At 39.1% G+C, this 19,579-nt stretch carries 16 protein-coding genes; 8 read left to right on the top strand and 8 right to left on the bottom strand.

Annotated elements, in window-relative coordinates; translation table 11 throughout:
* From yidD to rpmH, 3 genes are all read right to left on the bottom strand, one after another.
* Entirely contained in the window at positions 1–276 is a 276-nt protein-coding gene (gene yidD / locus H5116_RS17670; RefSeq protein WP_004335219.1) for a membrane protein insertion efficiency factor YidD, read from the bottom strand.
* A 129-nt stretch (positions 277–405) separates the two neighbouring features.
* Positions 406–828, bottom strand: a complete 423-nt coding sequence (gene rnpA / locus H5116_RS17665) for a ribonuclease P protein component (protein ID WP_004335217.1) — start codon at positions 826–828, stop codon at positions 406–408.
* A 7-nt stretch (positions 829–835) separates the two neighbouring features.
* Positions 836–970 carry a 50S ribosomal protein L34 gene (gene rpmH, locus H5116_RS17660; protein ID WP_004335215.1) on the bottom strand — a complete coding sequence of 45 codons (135 nt, stop codon included), beginning with the start codon at positions 968–970 and terminating at the stop codon, positions 836–838.
* Positions 971–1,488: 518 nt separating this feature from the next.
* On the opposite strand from rpmH, the gene dnaA reads away from it, so the two are divergent.
* The 7 genes from dnaA (at position 1,489) to H5116_RS17625 (ending at position 11,175) form a co-directional block, all read left to right on the top strand.
* Positions 1,489–2,871: a chromosomal replication initiator protein DnaA gene (gene dnaA, locus H5116_RS17655; RefSeq protein ID WP_004335207.1), complete on the top strand. Its 1,383-nt coding sequence runs from the start codon at positions 1,489–1,491 to the stop codon at positions 2,869–2,871.
* A gap of 13 nt (positions 2,872–2,884) precedes the next feature.
* Positions 2,885–3,988: a DNA polymerase III subunit beta gene (gene dnaN / locus H5116_RS17650; RefSeq protein WP_004335206.1), complete on the top strand. Its 1,104-nt coding sequence runs from the start codon at positions 2,885–2,887 to the stop codon at positions 3,986–3,988.
* Positions 3,989–4,003: 15 nt separating this feature from the next.
* Positions 4,004–5,098 carry a DNA replication/repair protein RecF gene (gene recF, locus H5116_RS17645; RefSeq protein WP_024597182.1) on the top strand — a complete coding sequence of 365 codons (1,095 nt, stop codon included), beginning with the start codon at positions 4,004–4,006 and terminating at the stop codon, positions 5,096–5,098.
* 12 nt (positions 5,099–5,110) lie between these two features.
* Positions 5,111–7,537, top strand: a complete 2,427-nt coding sequence (gyrB, locus tag H5116_RS17640) for a DNA topoisomerase (ATP-hydrolyzing) subunit B (protein ID WP_182716743.1) — start codon at positions 5,111–5,113, stop codon at positions 7,535–7,537.
* 140 nt (positions 7,538–7,677) lie between these two features.
* The gene (gene glyQ / locus H5116_RS17635; protein ID WP_004335201.1) at positions 7,678–8,580 is read left to right on the top strand and encodes a glycine--tRNA ligase subunit alpha; all 903 of its coding nucleotides are present in this window, start codon (positions 7,678–7,680) and stop codon (positions 8,578–8,580) included.
* Between the two features lies 1 nt (position 8,581).
* On the top strand, positions 8,582–10,651 hold the full coding sequence (gene glyS / locus H5116_RS17630) for a glycine--tRNA ligase subunit beta (protein ID WP_182716742.1): 2,070 nt from the start codon (positions 8,582–8,584) through the stop codon (positions 10,649–10,651).
* Between the two features lie 74 nt (positions 10,652–10,725).
* Positions 10,726–11,175 carry a hypothetical protein gene (locus H5116_RS17625; protein WP_182716741.1) on the top strand — a complete coding sequence of 150 codons (450 nt, stop codon included), beginning with the start codon at positions 10,726–10,728 and terminating at the stop codon, positions 11,173–11,175.
* A 23-nt stretch (positions 11,176–11,198) separates the two neighbouring features.
* Here H5116_RS17625 and H5116_RS17620 read toward each other — a convergent pair whose 3' ends face one another.
* The 5 genes from H5116_RS17620 to fadB form a co-directional block, all read right to left on the bottom strand.
* Positions 11,199–11,858: an RloB family protein gene (locus H5116_RS17620; RefSeq protein ID WP_182716740.1), complete on the bottom strand. Its 660-nt coding sequence runs from the start codon at positions 11,856–11,858 to the stop codon at positions 11,199–11,201.
* Positions 11,858–13,258, bottom strand: a complete 1,401-nt coding sequence (locus H5116_RS17615) for an ATP/GTP-binding protein (RefSeq protein WP_182716739.1) — start codon at positions 13,256–13,258, stop codon at positions 11,858–11,860. The genes H5116_RS17620 and H5116_RS17615 overlap by 1 nt, the downstream gene beginning before the upstream one ends.
* A 107-nt stretch (positions 13,259–13,365) precedes the next feature.
* Entirely contained in the window at positions 13,366–13,605 is a 240-nt protein-coding gene (gene tusA, locus H5116_RS17610; RefSeq protein ID WP_077536528.1) for a sulfurtransferase TusA, read from the bottom strand.
* Positions 13,606–13,898: 293 nt separating this feature from the next.
* Complete coding sequence (gene fadA / locus H5116_RS17605) at positions 13,899–15,068, bottom strand: acetyl-CoA C-acyltransferase FadA (protein WP_024597185.1); 1,170 nt, start codon at positions 15,066–15,068, stop codon at positions 13,899–13,901.
* A gap of 4 nt (positions 15,069–15,072) precedes the next feature.
* The gene (gene fadB / locus H5116_RS17600) at positions 15,073–17,232 is read right to left on the bottom strand and encodes a fatty acid oxidation complex subunit alpha FadB (RefSeq protein WP_182716738.1); all 2,160 of its coding nucleotides are present in this window, start codon (positions 17,230–17,232) and stop codon (positions 15,073–15,075) included.
* A 193-nt stretch (positions 17,233–17,425) separates the two neighbouring features.
* Here fadB and H5116_RS17595 point away from each other — a divergent pair, with 193 nt between their 5' ends.
* On the top strand, positions 17,426–19,312 hold the full coding sequence (locus H5116_RS17595; protein WP_182716737.1) for a transglycosylase SLT domain-containing protein: 1,887 nt from the start codon (positions 17,426–17,428) through the stop codon (positions 19,310–19,312).
* Positions 19,313–19,579: the final 267 nt, after the last annotated feature.

Raw genomic sequence — 19,579 nt, 5'->3', positions numbered from 1 at the left:
TTATTTCTCGTGTTGGTGGTTAATATGGGTTAATTTTTCAGGTACGGGATCGTCTCCACCTGAATGTAAAGGATGGCATTTTAATATGCGTTTTAAAGCTAACCAACTACCTTTTATAAATCCATGCAAATTAATTGCTTGAATTGCATAATGTGAGCAGCTTGGATTAAAACGACAATGCGGACCTAACAGCGGGCTAATCCACTTTTGATAACCGCGGATAAATAACACTAAACAAATCTTAGGAAAAGCAACAAGTGGTTTAATTAACCTCATGATGTTTATGCCCCTACTTAAGTTTAGTGAGATAGATATCATGTATTTAAAGACTCAATTAGAAATTTTAAATGCATGATTAAAAGGTGAGCTAAAGATACATTAATTAACCCTGCAATTCTATTGCAATTAGGTTTGTTTATTAGATTTAGCTGATTTGTTTGGGCGTTTCTTAAAAGGTGGCGGTTTAGGTGCACCTGGTTTACAGCGTTCGTTAATTTTTCGCCATAATTTAGTAAGTTGTTTGGTTAATTCTTCATTAGACTGTTCATCAATACCACTTTTCACCATAAGCACAATATCAATATTATCGATGCTGTGTTGATTTAAACGAAAACTTTCGCGAGCGAGACGTTTAATACGGTTTCGTTGGCATGCCTTTTTTACGCGTTTTTTAGCAACAGTAAGACCTAACCGAGGTTTTTCTTGGTCATTTGGTTTAGCTAATAGAGTAAAGAAAGGAGTTGCAGCCCGAGCGGGTTCATTAAATATGCGAGAGTAATGCGAGGGAGTTAACAGACGTAACTCCCTGCCAAAGCTAAAGTCTTCCACTTATAAATTAAGCAGAAAGAACTTTGCGGCCTTTAGCGCGGCGACGTGCTAATACTTTACGGCCATTTACAGTTGCCATGCGAGCACGGAAGCCGTGTGCACGTTTGCGTTTTAAAACGCTAGGTTGAAAAGTTCTTTTCATAACAATCTCATCCGATCGGTTAAAGTTAAAACATCCTATACAGGTCGCGATCCTGGCATAGGTGCCATTGCGAGCGCGAGATATTATAGAGTAAGTAACGTAAAGTCAATCATAATTACGTTCGCAGTATAGAGCCTACTTATGGTTCATAAAGAGATCATGTAGAGCGTTCTGATAGGATCATCATAAATAAGAAGTTTTCCACAGCCCCTGTATAAAAAGTGAATAAAAGCGGGGGAAAAGAAAATTGGATCGTAAATTTGGTTCGCGATCTTGGTGTTATTTTGTTATGATCTCCTCTTCGAATCTAAAATAAAAACTGTTTTAAATCAGGTTGTTAATGATTTTATACATCGATATCAACAATTTTATAAAAATCAATCTTTTACTTGTGGATAAAGTGCCTTCATAATACGCGGTCTTGGGTCGCTTATTGGACCATTTGAACGCAATAAATGTATGATTTATAATCATTAATGATGTGCGGGAATAAAAATTATATCTCTGGGAGTTTAACTGTGTATCTGTCGGTTTGGCAAAGTTGTTTATATGTATTGCAAGATGAGCTGCCTTCGCAGCAATTCAGTATGTGGGTAAGACCACTACAAGCAGAAAGTACCGAAGATACCTTGACGATTTATGCACCTAATCGCTTTGTGCTTGATTGGGTAAGAGAAAAGTACCTAAATAGAATTAACGAATTATTAGTAGAAATTTGTGGTGTTGAAGCACCAAAGCTACGTTTTGATGTAGGTAGTAAGCCTTTATTAAATGCACAAGCTGCACCTGTTATAGAAACACAATCAGCACCACAAGCTTCTACAAAACAACAGCCTCGTGAGCAAAAGCCTGTTGTTGAACCTGCACCTAAGTCAGGTTACAAATCTAACATTAAAGAAAACTATACCTTTGACAGCTTTGTTGAGGGTAAGTCAAACCAATTAGCAAAAGCAGCGGCCACTCAAGTTGCCGATAATCCAGGCTCTGCTTTTAACCCTGTATTTATTTACGGTGGTACTGGTTTAGGTAAAACTCACTTATTACATGCAGTAGGCAACGGCATTATGGCAAACAAGCCAGATGCTAAAATTGTTTACATGCATTCAGAACGCTTTGTTCAAGATATGGTAAAGGCACTTCAAAATAATGCGATAGAAGAATTTAAGCGCTATTACCGCAGTGTTGACGCATTAATGATTGATGATATTCAATTTTTTGCTAATAAAGAGCGTTCACAAGAAGAGTTTTTTCATACCTTTAATGCATTACTTGAAGGCAACCAACAAATTATTTTAACCTCTGACCGTTATCCAAAAGAGATTGAAGGGGTCGAAGACCGTCTTAAATCACGTTTTGGTTGGGGATTAACAATCGCGATTGAGCCACCAGAGCTTGAAACTCGCGTTGCTATTTTGATGAAAAAAGCACAACAAAGTAAGATTAACTTACCACATGAAGTTGCCTTTTTTATCGCCAAAAAATTACGTTCAAATGTACGTGAACTAGAAGGCGCACTTAACCGTGTAATTGCTAATGCTAATTTTACAGGTCGTCCAATTTCGATTGATTTTGTAAAAGAAGCACTACGCGATTTACTTGCCTTGCAAGATAAGCTGGTTACGATAGATAATATTCAGCGCACCGTTGCTGAGTACTACCGAATTCGAGTGTCAGATCTATTGTCTAAGCGCCGCAGCCGCTCTATAGCAAGGCCACGCCAAGTTGCCATGGCATTATCTAAAGAATTAACTAATCACAGCTTACCTGAGATTGGTGACGCATTTGGTGGACGCGATCATACGACCGTATTACACGCATGTCGTAAGATAAAATCACTACGTGACGAAAGCCACGAAATTAAAGAAGATTACCAAAACTTAATAAGAACATTGTCATCTTAGGGCTGACTTTATTATGCAAATAACAATATCAAGACAACAATTTTTAAAGCCATTGGTGCAAGTGTCGGGTGCAATAGAGCGCAAACACACGCTACCAATCTTATCTAACGTTTTGTTAGTGGTAGAAAACGGACAACTTTCAATGACGGGTACTGACCTTGAAATTGAATTAGTTTCTGGCGTATTTGTAGGTGATGATATTGCCGATACAAAACTAACGTTACCCGCTAAAAAGTTACTCGATATTTGTAAAAGTCTACCTGATGGTTCAGACATTACTTTAAGCTTGCAAGAGCACCAATTACTTTTAACCAGTGGTAAAAGCCGTTTTTCATTAACGACTTTATCAGCTGATGATTTTCCTAATTTAGAGCAGTGGGATGGTGAGGTTGAATTTCAACTAACTCGTTTAGAGCTTCGTAAGTTACTTGAAAGCACGCATTTTTCGATGGCAAATCAAGATGTACGTTATTACTTAAACGGTATGTCGTTTGAAGTAGATAATACAGACATAAAAACAGTAGCAACAGATGGTCACCGTTTAGCTATTGCACAAAAGCAATTAACGCAATCGCTTAACACTCAACGTCAATTAATTATACCTCGCAAAGGTGTGCAAGAAATTATGCGCCTTATGGTAGCTGACGACGAATTGGTAACAATTCAGTTTGGTGCTAACCATATCCGTATTATTGATATTGAGTTTACATTTACAAGTAAGCTAGTTGATGGACGCTTTCCTGATTACCGTCGTGTATTACCACGTGGTGGCGACAAAGTAATTACAGCTAATCGAGAATGGTTACGAAATGCGTTTCAACGAGTGTCTATTTTATCGAATGAAAAATTTCGTGGTGTACGCTTAAACCTATCAAACGGTTTATTAAAAATTACTGCCAATAACCCAGAGCAAGAACAAGCTGAAGAAGTTGTTGAAGTAAGTTACGAAGGCGCGGACCTAGAAATAGGATTCAACGTGTCTTACGTATTAGATGTACTAAACACATTAAAAACAGAAGACGTACTATTTACATTAGCCGACTCAAACAGCAGTGCATTAATTGAAGGTGCAGGCGATGAAGAAGCAATGTACGTTGTTATGCCTATGCGTTTATAAGACTATAAATACATAATGAGCTTAAGTCATTTGAGCCTCAAATATTTTCGTAATATTGAGGCGCTGACGCTAGAACCAGTCAACGGCGTTAATATAATTTATGGTGAAAATGGCAGCGGAAAAACCAGCCTTTTAGAGGCTATATATTACCTTTCTCATGGCAAATCTTTTCGTACTCCAAAACACAAAAGTATTATTGCGCACCAGCAAGAGCAATTTGTAATTCACGGGCGTAAAACAATACACGATTTATCAATTCCAATTGGTATTAGTAAAACGCAAACGGGTGAGACCAATTTAAAAATTCAAGGTAAGGCGAGCCGTAAGATATCAGAACTCGCTCAACTTATGCCTGTACAAATTATTACACCAGAGAGTTATTCTTTGTTTTTTGGTGGACCTAAAGAGCGCAGAAAGTTTTTAGATTTAGGTTTGTTCCACGTGGAACATGAGTTCTTTTTTTTGTGGCAATCATTTAATAAAGTACTTAAACAACGTAATGCATTATTAAAAACTAAGCCCAAGAATTATTTTGACCAAATTAAGTTTTGGGACAAAGAATTTGTTAGACTGGCTGAAGAAATAAATAAATTAAGATTGGCGTATATAAGTAGGTTTAAGCAGCAATTTTTTGATAAAATGTGTGCAGAATTGACGCTTGTACGTGATTTAGAAATGACCTTTAGCGCAGGCTGGAAAGAGACTGAATCTCTTGCAGATGCGTTAGAGCAAAACTTTGAGCGAGATGCTCGCCAAGGGTTTACAAGTAAAGGCCCTCATAAGGCCGATTTTAGTTTTAGTGTCGCTGGCAACAGTGTGGAGAATACATTCTCACGCGGTCAATTGAAGCTATTATTGTATGCGTTGAAAGTTACGCAAAATAGCTTAATTGAGTCAGAGACAGATAAGCAATCTATATTGCTAATAGATGATCTACCTTCAGAATTAGGCGAAGATACAAAAGAGAAAGTGGGACAATTACTTGCTCACTGCAGTTCTCAAATTTTTATCTCTTCAATTTTATCTGAAAGTATTTCTGCTGTGGTGGAACCCATGCAACGAGAACTACAAATGTTCCACGTGAAACATGGCAACCTAATAACAAGATAAGTGGGATTAACCATGTCTGAGAATTATGACTCGTCGAGTATTAAAGTACTTAAAGGATTAGACGCAGTAAGAAAGCGTCCTGGAATGTATATTGGGGACACCGATGATGGCACAGGCTTACACCACATGGTGTTTGAGGTCGTTGATAACTCGATCGATGAAGCCTTAGCAGGTCATTGTGATGATATTTATGTAACGATTCACTTAGACGGTTCTGTCTCAGTTCGAGATAACGGTCGTGGTATCCCAACTTCTATCCATGAAGAAGAAGGCGTATCTGCAGCCGAAGTTATTATGACGGTACTTCATGCCGGTGGTAAGTTTGATGATAACTCTTATAAAGTATCAGGTGGCTTACACGGTGTTGGTGTTTCTGTTGTAAATGCACTTTCAGAAAAACTAAAACTGACTGTTCGTCGTGAAGGAAAGCTTCATGAGCAGTTTTATACTATGGGTGTTCCAGATGCACCTTTAGCTGTAATTGGTGACTCAGAAACAACTGGTACAGAATTACGTTTTTGGCCAAGCGCTGAAACATTCACAAATTTAGATTTTCATTACGACATTTTAGCTAAGCGTTTACGCGAGCTTTCATTCCTAAACTCAGGTGTGAGCATCATCTTAAATGATGAGCGTGAAGAAAATAAATCTGACCACTTTAAATATGAAGGTGGTATTCAAGCTTTCGTAGAATACTTAAACCGTAATAAAACACCTATACATAAAGGTGTGTTCCATTTTACTCACGAACGTGAAGAAGATGGTATTAGTGTTGAAGTATCAATGCAGTGGAATGATGCATACCAAGAAAACATTTACTGTTTCACAAATAATATTCCACAACGTGATGGTGGTACTCACTTAGCCGGTTTTAGATCAGCGCTAACACGTACACTTAATAACTACATGGAAAAAGAAGGCTTTAACAAAAAAGCTAAAACAACCAGCAATGCTACCGGTGATGATGCCCGTGAAGGCTTAACGGCTGTTGTTAGTGTTAAAGTTCCTGATCCTAAGTTCTCATCACAAACTAAAGACAAGCTAGTATCAAGTGAAGTTAAATCTGCGGTTGAACAAGGAATGGCTGAAAAATTCACTGAGTTTTTACTAGAAAACCCAACTGATGCAAAAATTGTTGTAGGTAAGATTATTGATGCCTCACGTGCACGTGAAGCGGCGCGTAAAGCCCGTGAAATGACACGACGTAAAGGTGCAATGGACTTAGCAGGCTTACCAGGTAAGCTAGCTGATTGCCAAGAAAAAGACCCAGCCCAATCTGAACTATATATAGTGGAAGGGGACTCTGCTGGCGGATCAGCCAAGCAGGGACGTAACCGTAAAAACCAAGCTATTCTTCCGCTTAAAGGTAAAATATTAAACGTAGAAAAAGCACGTTTTGATAAAATGCTATCTTCGCAAGAAGTAGCAACACTAATTACTGCATTAGGGTGTGGTATTGGTCGTGACGAATATAACCCTGAGAAATTACGTTATCACCGTATCATCATCATGACCGATGCGGACGTGGATGGTTCTCACATTCGTACGTTACTACTAACATTCTTCTATCGTCAAATGCCTGAAATTGTAGAACGCGGTTATATTTATATTGCTCAACCACCACTTTATAAAGTGAAAAAAGGTAAGCAAGAGCGTTATATTAAAGATGATCCAGCATTAGTAGAGTACTTAACGTCGCTTGCACTTAATAATGCTGCTTTATATCCAAGTGCAGATGCTTCTGCGCTAGAAGGTGAAGCGCTAGAGAAAGTCGTTCACGATTACCAAAATACAGTTAAAGTTATTGAGCGTTTAAAGCGTAAATATCCTAACACGGTAATGGAACGCTTAATCTACCAAACAGAGTTGAAAACTGATGACCTTTCTGACGAAGCTAAAGTAATTGCTTGGACAAAAGAGTTAGTTGATGACCTGATTGCACGTGATGAAGATGCAACTATTTTTCATGCAGGCACAGAGTTTGACGCTGAGCGTAATATGTATTACCCGGTTGTGAATATTCGTCAGCACGGTGTTGATAAAGCACATGTACTTCATTATGACTTTATTGCATCACGTGACTACCAACGCATTGCTGTGACTGGTACTAACATTGCAAACATCCTAAAAGAAGGTGCTTATATTCAACGTGGTGAGAAAACAAAACCTGTTGATAACTTTGTGGATGCTTTGGAATGGTTGATCACAGAATCTAAGCGCGGGATCTACATTCAACGCTATAAAGGACTGGGTGAAATGAACCCAAGCCAGCTTTGGGAAACGACAATGGATCCTAGTGCTCGTCGTATGTTACAAGTAACGATTGAAGATGCTGTTGGCGCGGATCAATTATTTGCCACCTTAATGGGTGATCAAGTAGAGCCTCGTAGAGAGTTTATCGAAACTAACGCTCTACGCGTAGTTAATCTAGACGTGTAAAAATATCACTTGCACCGAAAAAGGAGCCTAATGGCTCCTTTTTTATTTTTTCAATTACACAAACTGCTTAAAACCTGAGTGTACACACGGTATACTAAGGGTAATTTTCACGCTACTTCTTAGATAGTAAAAAGCCAAATATGCAAAAATATGACGTAAAAACCTTTCAAGGTTTGATCCTGGCTTTACAGGATTATTGGGCGCAGCAAGGCTGTGTCATTATTCAACCACTTGATATGGAAGTGGGCGCCGGGACATTTCACCCGCAAACATTTTTAAAGTCTATTGGCCCAGAGCCAATGTCGAGCGCGTACGTTCAGCCTTGTCGTCGTCCTACGGATGGCCGCTATGGTGAAAACCCAAATCGCCTACAACATTACTACCAATTCCAAGTAGTTTTAAAGCCATCGCCAGATAACATCCAAGAGCTTTACTTAGGCTCATTAGCGGCAATGGGTATCGATACCCTTACTCACGAAGTTCGCTTTGTAGAAGATAACTGGGAATCACCTACGCTAGGCGCATGGGGCTTGGGATGGGAAATTTGGTTAAACGGCATGGAAGTAACGCAGTTTACCTACTTTCAACAAGTGGGTGGCTTAGAGTGCTCACCAGTAACAGGCGAAATTACTTACGGCCTAGAGCGTTTAGCAATGTACATTCAAGGCGTAGATAGCATTTACGACCTAGTATGGGCAGACGGCCCACTAGGGCGCGTAACATACGGCGACGTGTTCCATCAAAATGAAGTAGAGCAATCTACTTATAATTTTGAACATGCAAACGTAGAAGACTTATTTGCACAGTTTGATAAGTGTGAAGCAGAAAGCCAAAAGTTAATTGAAGCTAACTTACCACTACCTGCATACGAGCAAGTAATGAAAGCATCGCACGCATTTAACTTACTAGACGCACGCCACGCAATTTCGGTAACCGAACGTCAGCGTTATATTTTACGCGTTCGTGCGTTATCAAAAGCGTGTGCACAAAGTTACTATGACAAACGTGAAGCGCTTGGTTTCCCGCTGTGTAAGGATAAGTAAAATGTCAGCACAAAATTTATTAGTAGAAATTGGCACTGAAGAGTTACCACCAAAAGCACTGCGTAAATTAGCAGAAGCCTTTGCTGCAAACTTAACTCAAGAGCTAGAAACATTAGAATTAGCACACCAAGGCGTAAGCTGGTATGCATCGCCTCGTCGTTTAGGTTTACAAGTAAAAGCGCTTGAAGCTAAACAACAAGACAAAGAAGTTGAAAAGCGTGGCCCAGCAACAAAGGCAGCGTTTGACAGCGAAGGTAACCCAACAAAAGCAGCAATGGGTTGGGCACGTGGTTGTGGTATTGAAGTAAAAGACGCACAAACACTTGAAACTGATAAAGGCGCTTGGTTATTGCACATTGCTAAAGTAGCAGGGCAAGAAACTAAAACCCTAATGACAGATGCAATCACAAAAGCGTTAAGTAAATTACCAATCCCTAAACCAATGCGTTGGGGCGCGAATAAAACACAATTTATTCGCCCTGTGCATACAGTAACTATTTTATTTGGTGATGAGTTACTTGAAGGCGAAATTCTTGGTAAGCAAATAACTAACCAGCTTCAGGGTCATCGTTTTCATCACCCAGAAAAAATTAGCATTAACCATGCAGATGACGTTTTTGACGTACTTAAATCTGCTTACGTTATTGCTGATTACGAGCAACGTAAAGCGCAAATTCGAGCACAAATAGAAGAGGCTGCAAGCGCAGTTAACGCTGTTGTTGCAATGGATGAAGATTTACTAGAAGAAGTAACATCACTTGTAGAGTGGCCAGTTACTTTAACGGCAACATTTGAAGAAGCATTTTTAGATGTACCAGCCGAAGCGTTAATTTACACCATGAAAGACGATCAAAAATATTTCCCGTTATTAGATCAAAACGGCAAACTTTTAAATAAGTTTTTGTTTGTATCTAACATCGAAAGTAAAGATCCAAGTGTGGTTATCTCTGGTAACGAAAAAGTAGTGCGCCCGCGTTTAGCCGATGCACAGTTCTTCTTTGAAACAGATAAAAAGAAAACCCTAGAAAGCCGATTAGAGTCGCTTGATAGCGTATTGTTCCAAAAGCAACTTGGTACGCTTAAAGATAAGTCTGAGCGCATTAGTGAACTTGCAGGTTATATTGCTGAGCAATTAGGTGCAGATAAAGACCTTGCACAGCGTGCAGGCTTATTAAGTAAAACTGACCTAATGACTGAAATGGTTATGGAATTTACCGACGTGCAAGGTGTAATGGGAATGCATTACGCTCGCCACGATGGTGAAGCCGAAGATGTAGCCGTAGCGCAAAACGAGCAGTACATGCCACGCTTTGCAGGGGATAACTTACCAACAAACTTAATTAGCTGCGCAGTAGCGATTGCTGATAAGTTTGACACGCTGGTGGGTATTTTTGGTATAGGCCAAGCACCTAAAGGTGACAAAGACCCATTTGCTCTTCGTCGTGCTGCTATTGGTGCACTGCGCATCATGGTAGAAAAAAAACTACCACTTGATATTTTAGACCTAGTAGCTAAATCGCAAACATTGTTTGGCGACAAGTTAACTAACTTAAATGTATCAACTGACGTATTTGAGTTTATGCTAGGGCGCTTCCGTGCTTGGTATCAAGACGAAGGTATTGAAGTAGACGTAATTCAAGCAGTGCTTGCACGTCGTCCGACTAAACCTGTTGATTTTGACCGCCGTGTTAAAGCCGTAAGCCACTTCCGTACATTAGACGCAGCAGAAGCGCTTGCAGCAGCTAATAAGCGTGTAGGTAATATTCTGGCTAAAAACGACATTACCAGCCAAGGTAGTGTTGATGAGAGCTTATTAAGCGACGACGCCGAAAAAGTATTGGCATCACAAGTAGCAAAATTTGCCACTGACCTTGCGCCACTTTACGCAGATGGAAACTACCAAGAAGCATTAAGCCAATTGGCGGGTATTCGTGAAAGTGTTGATAACTTTTTTGACAACGTAATGGTTATGGCCGACGATGAAGCTGTTAAGCAAAATCGTCTTGCGCTATTAAGCCAGTTAAGCGGATTGTTTTTAGGTATTGCAGATATTTCTGTTTTACAAAAATAACACCGATTAGCAATTTTAAAAGCCAGCGTTTTGCTGGCTTTTTAGTTTTCACTGTATGCAAAGGATACCCATTGATGATTTCTATGAAACGAATTTTAACCTTAGCAATTGCTGGTTTACTTACTGCCTGTACAAGCCAAATTTCGATTAACGATGTATTGCCACAGCAAGAGCTTGACCGCACTATTTACTTACGTGGCGACTTTACATTGTGGGATGCAGAACCCCAGTATCAGTTTGCGCCAGTTGACCCTGCGCTTTATCAAGCACAAGTTAAATTTTCGACCCCAGGTAAAGTGTACGAATTTAAAATAGCCGATGCCGATTTTAGTGAAGGTTATAACTGTGGTTACAGCGATGAACAACCAGCAGGGCAAAAACTAACACTGGGCCAGCCAGCTATCGCAGACTGTAATACTATTTATAACTACTTTAGTTTCACACCAGCAATAAAAGGCACGTACATAGTAAGTATTGATTACAGTGACTACGATAAGCCACAAGTGACGATAACGAAGAAATAGGGGAAGATAACAAGCTGAATTTTTCAGCTTGTTATTAAATATGGATTAATTAATTCTATTAATTGCTGCATTGAAGTACCTAGATGCTTTGGAGGATCTGTTAAATCAAACTGTAATGATTGATTATTTTCAATAGCGATAGTTGTATTTGGGATTAAGTCAGAAATAACTGAATTATTATCATCTAAAGCTTTTCTCATTCTTTTTTTTAAGAACTGGTTTGAGTTTGTAATGAGTTGTTTTTTAGTCTTTTCATCTAGTAGAGCAACACTTTCATAATGAAGGAGTGGCCATATATCAAATGCAGGGTTACTAATGATTAAGTATACACCTTTTTGCTTAGCTTCTTGAATCGTTGTTTTAGTATTTCTTTGATGAGCTTGTGAAAAATAATGGTCAACATCAAAAGCTATGAACCCATAAACATTATCACTTTTAAGTTTATAGTTCATCTGGGTGGCTTTATTTTCTAAATCTTTTAAAACATGCTGTGGTGAGCTATGGTGTACGTCTGATTTCTCTACTGGGATAAAGAAAACTAAGTTTTCAAACCGCCTACTTATAGTGTTCTTCATACTCTCAAAATACTTTCTTTCGTCTTCACCACCCTCATAAGAAACTAAGAAATATTGGATATCTATTTTTTTGCTATATCTACTCCCACTTCTCTTCCTTGAGCTCATTATTTAAATTTCCTAACAATATTGGGTATCCCACCAAAGACTCCGTCTAAATATGCTTTATGGATATCTTTGTCGTGACGAGTTGTATAATCATTTAAACTATATAACTTGGTGGAGCCATCATTTTCTTTTTGAGTAAACCAAACTTCATCCCTTCGTAATAGCTCATTATTTAATAGTTCTGCCTCATGAGTCGTAGCTATAATTTGATCATTATTATTTTGGTTTAAAAAATTTTCTATATAGCTATAGGAAATGATGGGGTGGAGACTACGATCAAACTCATCGATAATATAAGTAAAATCTAATAAGCTTTCTACTTTAGATTCAGAGCCATTGTGAAGTGCTGGAATGAGATCTAATAACCTTTGTGTACCATCAGATTCATCAACAACCTCAAATTGAACGCCCCCATTATGTATCGTAGCGAGCTTAGTTATTTTAATTTGGTTCTTATCTTGATCAAACTCAGCTAAATGTTCAACTCCCTCATACTTGAAAGTAAATGGGTCTGATTCACTTTTTATTTGCTCTTCAATATCATTCAATAAGTCACTTGAAAAGTCACTTAAAGGAACATCCACCTCAGTAAGATCTGTTATGCCTGTATCTAATTTCGTTATCAAATCAAAATAGCGGCCGTTTCCGGACCTAATTTCAGGTAGAGATCCTGAATATTTAGTTTCTGGGAATATTGTAATTAACGATGTTTTGAAAAAATAAAATGCGTTAATGAGTTGAAGGAAAAAAATATCTATAGGATTATCTGGGCGAAGATCTTTATTGTTAAAAGACTCTAAGAATTTCTCAGATGCTTCTGCTAAAAATAAAGTGTTCTTCGGAGTATATTTATATAAAAAGTTAAGCTCTGCAACAGTAGCTGCGATACTTTCTTTATTACTAATATTACCTAGATAACCACTCTCTATAAATTCAGAATTAAACTTTTCTTTACCTGAGTTTTCATTTCTATAGAAAATGATGATTTCTTTCTGTCCATTGATTAAAACCAGCTCTTCTTCTAAAATTTTTTCGTCTTTAGTCTTGAAAAAATACGCATATGAACGTTTGTTAAAAGTGAATTCAAATGTGAAAGATCTTTCATTGCTCGTATTACCGTTTAAGGCAAAATAAGAGTTCCGCAATTTAGGGCAATAAGTTAGTTCAGTTTTCCCAGTGATTAACCGTTTCGCATAGTCTATAGCTTTAATTATATTTGATTTACCGCTAGCGTTAGCGCCGTAAATTATACTGCCTTTTAAAACTTTTAACTTTTCATTGTTTGGAATAGGCGTACGAACGTGTGATTTGAGGCGTCTTAATCTGGGAGCAGCTTTTAAGTTGAGCTCAACAGCATCATTTATTGATCTAAAATTCTCCGCACTAAAATAGATAAGCATATATTCACGTGATAAAATCTCTTAATAGGGTATTTATACACTATAAAAATTACATACTCAAAGTTTTACGAGATTTTTTCACTTAAAATCACGGGTAGCTATCATTTTTACAGCCCTTTCTTCACCACATATCTATACGGTGCTTCTGCTGCATCTTTAGCCACCAGCGTGTGATCCATAAACGTACAAAAACTCGGAATGTCGCGAGTTGTTGATGGGTCATCAGCAGTTATTAATAACGTTTCACCATCATTCATTTTACGAATAGCAGCACGTACCATCATTACTGGCTCTGGGCAGCGAAGGCCTATGGCATCTAATTGGTGATCGGGATTATCAAAGCTCATAATAAATTGGCCTGTTTAATTAAAGTGATTGCTGCGTACGTGAGTGCTTAGGTATAGCAATTAATAAGTTTGGCAGTTTAACGCAATTTTAAGTGTAATTTAACTATTTTACTTAATGCTTTTAGCAGTTTCAAAATGCTTTATTTAATAATACGCCCGATCACATAATTACGCTGTTACATGCTTGTTTGATAATGGGACGTTTTTATAAATTGAAGCTAATAAAAAAGGCGAACTGAATAAAATCAGTTCGCCTTTTTAATCACCAAGATGGTTTTACATGTTTAAACTAATTAGTCTTGAACACGCTCAAATACAGTTGCAATGCCTTGGCCTAAACCAATACACATAGTTGCTAAACCATATCGTACATTTTTGTCTTCCATTAAGTGAATAAGCGATGTGCTAATACGCGAACCCGAACAACCCAGTGGGTGACCAAGTGCGATTGCGCCGCCATTTAAATTCACTTTTTCGTCAACTACATCCATTAACCCTAAATCTTTCATTACAGGTAATGATTGAGCTGCAAAGGCTTCGTTAAGTTCTACTACACCTAAGTCATCAATTGTAATACCGGCTTGTGCAAGTGCTTTTTTACTTGCTGGTACTGGGCCGTAACCCATAATTGATGGATCGCAACCAGCGACTGCCATTGCTTTAATACGTGCACGAATTGGTAAACCAAGTTCTTTAGCTTTTTCTTCGCTCATTACTAACATTGCAGATGCGCCGTCAGAAAGTGCAGAAGACGTACCGGCTGTTACCGTACCCGATGCAGGATTAAATACAGGGCGAAGCTTTGATAGACCTTCTACTGTTGTTTCTGGGCGAATTACTTCGTCGTCTTCAACTAAGATAAGCGAACCATCTGCATCGTGACCTTCCATTGCTAAAATTTCGCGACGGAAGCGGCCTTCAACAGTTGCAGCTTGTGCACGTTGATGTGAACGGTAAGCAAATTCATCTTGTTGCTCACGGCTAATGCCATGAAGCGTTGCAAGGTATTCTGCTGTTAAGCCCATAGAGCCAGACGCTTGTGCAATTGATGTTGCTAAGCCTGGGTGAAAGTCGTTGCCGTGAGTCATAGGTACGTGACCCATGTGCTCAACACCACCAATTAGGTAAGTGTCGCCAGCGCCTGTCATTATTGCGCGTGCTGCGTCATGCAATGCTTGCATAGAAGAGCCACATAAACGGTTAACCGTAACAGCAGGAACGCTGTGGGGAATACCGGCAAGCAATGATGCGTTACGCGCTACGTTAAAGCCTTGCTCTAATGTTTGCTGTACACAACCCCAATAAATATCGTCAATTGATGCTGGATCAACTGCTGGGTTGCGATCTAGTAAGCCTTTCATTAAATGTGCGCTTAAGTCTTCTGCACGTTTATGTTTGAATACACCACTTTTAGAGCGACCCATTGGTGTGCGGATACAATCTACAATTACTGGATTATTCATGATATTAACCTTCCACCTTATAGAAAACACGACCTTCTTCGGCCCACTTGCGAGTTTGTTCAGATACTTGGTAAATCGCACCTAGGTGAGCGTATTTGTCTGCTGCTGCAACAAAGTTAGCTAAACCAGTTTGATCTAAGTAACGGAACGCGCCGCCTCTAAATGGAGGGAAACCAACACCGTAAACTAATGCCATATCTGCTTCTTGCGGCGAGGCAACAATGCCTTCTTGCAAGCACAGTAGCACTTCGTTGATCATTGGAATCATACAACGGTCGATGATTTCTTGTTTATCAAATTCTTTTGGTGCGTCTGTAATTGGGCTTAGTAGCTCAATTGCTGTCTCGTCATGAGACTTTTTAAGACGACCGCGACGATCTGTTTCGTATTTGTAAAAACCGGCTTTGTTCTTTTGACCAAAACGTTTTTCGTTGGCAAAAATAGTCACAGGGTCTTTATCAGCACGAGCCATACGCTCAGGGAAACCGTCAGCCATTACGCCAGTACAATGGAACGCTGTATCAATACCTACAACATCAAGTAGGTAAGCCGGACCCATAGGCCAGCCAAATACGTTTTCCATTACTTTATCTACTTTTGCAAAGTTAGCGCCTTCAACCACTAATTTGCTAAAACCTGCAAAGTAAGGGAATAAAACACGGTTTACAAAAAAGCCTGGGCAATCGTTAACAACAATTGGCGATTTACCTAATTTAAGCGCGTAATCAACTACTGCATTAATTGTTTTATCTGAGGTTTTTGCACCACGGATAATTTCTACTAATGGCATTTTTGGCACTGGATTGAAAAAGTGCATACCACAGAAATTTTCTGGCTTATCTAGCGCTTCTGCAAGCAAGTCGATACAAATAGTCGATGTATTTGAAGTAAGTACAGTGCCTTCTGGCATGTTCTTTTCAAGATCAGCGAGTACTGCTTGCTTAACTTTAGGGTTTTCTACAACGGCTTCAACAATGATGTTGGCACTTTGTAGGTCTGACTCGTTAAGTGTTGGCTTAATTTTGCTAAGTGTTGCCAACATTTTTTCCATTGGCATGTGACCACGCTTAACTTTTGCACCTAATAACTTAGATGCTTCACCCATACCTAAATCAAGCGCATCTTGTTGGATGTCTTTCATTATAATAGGTGTACCTTTATAAGCAGACTGGTATGCAATACCGCCACCCATAATACCAGCACCTAATACAGCGGCTTGTTTAATTGCTACATCGCTGTGCTTAGCAAATTTACGTGCTTTACCTTTAATGTATTGATCAGCTAGGAATATACCTGTCTGTGCAGCTGCTTCTGGTGTACGTGCTAATTTAGCAAAGTTGGCATTTTCGATTGCCATTGCTTCATCGCGAGTACAGTTTGCCGCTGCTTTAATAGTACGTACAGCCATAACCGGTGCAGGATAGTGGCCTTTGGTTTTACCCATTACCATACCTTCTGCCATAGCAAAGCTCATGCCTTGCTCAACACGGTTTAATTTAAGTGGCTGTAGTTTTACGTTGCGTTTTGCTTGCCAATCTAGCTTGCCAGCAATAGCCAGTTCAAGTGTTGATACACTTGACTCTAGAAGTTTGTCAGCACTAACTACCGCATCAAACGCACCTACTTTAAGGGCATCTGCTGCGCGGTTTTCTGCGCCTGAGGTAATCCACATCATCGCGTTATCGGCGCCAATGATACGTGGTAAGCGCACTGTGCCACCAAACCCTGGCATTATGCCAAGTTTAACTTCTGGTAGGCCCATTTTAGCTGTTTCGCTTGCCACACGATAATCGGTAGCAAGTGCCCACTCACAACCACCGCCAAGTGCCATACCGTTTATAGCGCTTAGAGTTGGGAATGGTAAATCTTCAATTGCATCAAAAGCGTCGGTTGCGTTTTTGATCCACACTACTAATTCTTCTTCAGGTTTAGTAAATGTAGGTAAAAATTCGAAGATATCGGCACCAATAATAAAGTGGTCTTTATCACTGGTAAAAATCATGCCTTTGATATCAGTATTGACGGCTAATTCTTTTAATGCTGCTGCGCAATCTGAAAGAGTTTTTTGAGATAGTGTGTTTACAGAACCTGCAACACAAAACTTAAACTCGGCGATGTTTTCCTTCAGGAAGCTAACTTCAAAGGAATCGCTTTTATATAACATTATTATTCTCCCTAGTTGACGAACTAAGACTGGTACGATGAGTTTGCATTTCAATCAGTGTGCTTGCTTTAAATTAAAAATGCAACGAAAAATTTAACTCGGTTACAATCGACTGGTTAAAATATAGCTGGTTTGGTGCTAAGGTGGTTGAAAAGTTTTTATTCACTACTTTAATTTTTTATTAAAGGACATTATGAAAAAATATTTATTAAGCATTGCGGCAGCTGCATTCATTTTCCCTCTTCATTCTGCCGAGGCAAGTATTGATAACGATGCATTTTTAGATGCCGAAAAAAAAGTAAGGTACGGCAGTTACCAAGACTTTAAACAAGCGGTTAGTAACCTAAATCATCCGTTAAAACCTTATGTTGAAAAAACGTATTGGCAACGCCATCCGAGCATTAAACATCAGGCAGAAATAGAAGAATATTTAAATATATACCAGCATACGCCGCTTGAGTGGCCGGTCCGTAAAGCGTGGTTAGAGTATTTAAAAGATAACAACGAAAAGGCGGCGTATATCCGCAACTATCGTGAAACGTCTAATACGGAGCTTACTTGTACTTATTTAGATTTTCAGCTTGATTTAGGTGCGCCCGAAAAGGCAATTCTAAATCAGGTGACCGACTTATGGGCTGTAGGTAAATCGCAACCTAATGGTTGTGATAGTTTATTTTCTACGTGGCGTAAAAAAGGCTACATGAAAGAAGAAACGGTTTGGAAGCGTGTAACACTTGCTGCACAAGGCGGAACGCAAAGCTTATTACCTTACTTAAAAACTTTATTACCAAGTAAGGAGCGTTACTTAGCTGACTTATATTTAAAAGTGCGAAAAGATCCAAGCGCAGCCGCTGGATTATATAGATATAAAAACAAGTCGGCTAAAGAAGGGCAAATAGCTATTTATGGTGTTAAGCGTTTGGTTTGGCGCGATAAAGAGCTAGCTTTAAAAGCATGGGAAAAGCTAGAAAAAATATTTAAGTACAGCGATGAAGAAAAAGCGGATGTGTATTACACTTTTGCATTGTCACTTGCCTCTAGCGGGCATAAACAAGCGAGCTTTTGGCTAAATAAAGTGCCAAAAGAGCGACTAGACAGCAAGCTTATTCAGTGGCAACTGGGCAATATGCTCAAAACCCAAGATTGGGAAGGGATTGCTGCATTTTTTACAGGTAAAGAAAATTTAAGTCTTGGTCAGCAATATTGGTTAGCTTATAGCTATGCACAACGTGGCGAGCAACAAAAAGCAGACGACATTTGGAAAAAAGTAGCGGCTAATCGTGATTATTACGGCTTTTTAGCCGCAGCACGTTTGGGGTTGCCCGTTGATTTAAATAATCAGCCTTTAGCAGTCGATAAGGTACTTGTAGATAAAGTGAGTAATGCACCAGGCTTTAAGCGTGCAAAAGCACTTTATGATATTGAGCGCTTTACGTCGGCACGCCGTGAATGGAATTACCTAACGGATACCTCCAGCGATGAAGAAAAGCTGGCAGCATCACAGTTATCTACCGATTTAGGTTGGCACGACAGTACTATTTTTACTTTAGCAAAAATTAAAGCATGGGATAACGTAGAGCAACGTTTTCCGTTTGCGTTTCAAGATGTTTTTGAGCGCTACAGTAAACGTAGCAAGATAGATGTTGCTTGGAGTATTGCTATTGCAAGGCGCGAAAGCTCTTTTGCGCCAGATGCACGCTCGCATGCTAATGCGCGTGGTTTAATGCAGTTATTACCTAGTACTGCTGAGTATGTAAATAAAGGCAGTGTGACAAGTAGTCGTTTATATCAACCTAAAACAAATATTAGGTTAGGTACGAGTTACTTACAGTACTTAAAAAAGAAAAACCATGGCAATGAAGTACTGGCTACGGCTTCTTATAATGCGGGTTATCACCGTATAAAGCGTTGGTTACCTGATGACGCTATTCCGGCTGAGTTATGGGTAGAGCTTATTCCGTATCGCGAAACCCGCGATTACGTAAAAAATGTATTTGCGTACAGGCAGGTTTACCATACAAGAATGGGCCGAGAAGGTAATGTATTAGCGCCGCTACTCGAAATGAAAATGGGCGGTTAGTAAACATAAGTTTAAAGTAGGGGGGATATCTAATGCGTTTAGATATCCCCTTTTTTGAGCGCTGAGGGTAATACCAATTTTATTAAAAACGTGATCATTCTAGCGTATTAAATAATTCAATAACTGCGTTAAAAATTATTTATATAGAACAACTATGTATCATAATTTTAGCCTTGTTATTAAGCTATTTTCTTATCGCTATAATAGATCATTAATTTAATGCAATTGGTATAAGTGATAGACTCATAGCAAGTTAAATTTAACAGA

The sequence above is a fragment of the Pseudoalteromonas sp. SG45-2 genome, from assembly GCF_014164115.1.
Lineage (GTDB): Bacteria > Pseudomonadota > Gammaproteobacteria > Enterobacterales > Alteromonadaceae > Pseudoalteromonas > Pseudoalteromonas distincta.
Note: the sequence above shows the minus strand (reverse complement) of the source record. Positions and strands in the feature narration are given on the sequence as shown.

What these genes read in the sequence shown, in the direction of transcription:
- yidD (WP_004335219.1), bottom strand. Translation starts at nt 276, where the DNA reads ATGAGGTTAATTAAACCACTTGTTGCTTTTCCTAAGATTTGTTTAGTG.
- rpmH (WP_004335215.1), bottom strand. Translation starts at nt 970, where the DNA reads ATGAAAAGAACTTTTCAACCTAGCGTTTTAAAACGCAAACGTGCACAC.
- dnaN (WP_004335206.1), top strand. Translation starts at nt 2,885, where the DNA reads ATGCAAATAACAATATCAAGACAACAATTTTTAAAGCCATTGGTGCAA.
- recF (WP_024597182.1), top strand. Translation starts at nt 4,004, where the DNA reads ATGAGCTTAAGTCATTTGAGCCTCAAATATTTTCGTAATATTGAGGCG.
- gyrB (WP_182716743.1), top strand. Translation starts at nt 5,111, where the DNA reads ATGTCTGAGAATTATGACTCGTCGAGTATTAAAGTACTTAAAGGATTA.
- glyQ (WP_004335201.1), top strand. Translation starts at nt 7,678, where the DNA reads ATGCAAAAATATGACGTAAAAACCTTTCAAGGTTTGATCCTGGCTTTA.
- glyS (WP_182716742.1), top strand. Translation starts at nt 8,582, where the DNA reads ATGTCAGCACAAAATTTATTAGTAGAAATTGGCACTGAAGAGTTACCA.
- H5116_RS17625 (WP_182716741.1), top strand. Translation starts at nt 10,726, where the DNA reads ATGATTTCTATGAAACGAATTTTAACCTTAGCAATTGCTGGTTTACTT.
- H5116_RS17620 (WP_182716740.1), bottom strand. Translation starts at nt 11,858, where the DNA reads ATGAGCTCAAGGAAGAGAAGTGGGAGTAGATATAGCAAAAAAATAGAT.
- H5116_RS17615 (WP_182716739.1), bottom strand. Translation starts at nt 13,258, where the DNA reads ATGCTTATCTATTTTAGTGCGGAGAATTTTAGATCAATAAATGATGCT.
- tusA (WP_077536528.1), bottom strand. Translation starts at nt 13,605, where the DNA reads ATGAGCTTTGATAATCCCGATCACCAATTAGATGCCATAGGCCTTCGC.
- fadA (WP_024597185.1), bottom strand. Translation starts at nt 15,068, where the DNA reads ATGAATAATCCAGTAATTGTAGATTGTATCCGCACACCAATGGGTCGC.
- fadB (WP_182716738.1), bottom strand. Translation starts at nt 17,232, where the DNA reads ATGTTATATAAAAGCGATTCCTTTGAAGTTAGCTTCCTGAAGGAAAAC.
- H5116_RS17595 (WP_182716737.1), top strand. Translation starts at nt 17,426, where the DNA reads ATGAAAAAATATTTATTAAGCATTGCGGCAGCTGCATTCATTTTCCCT.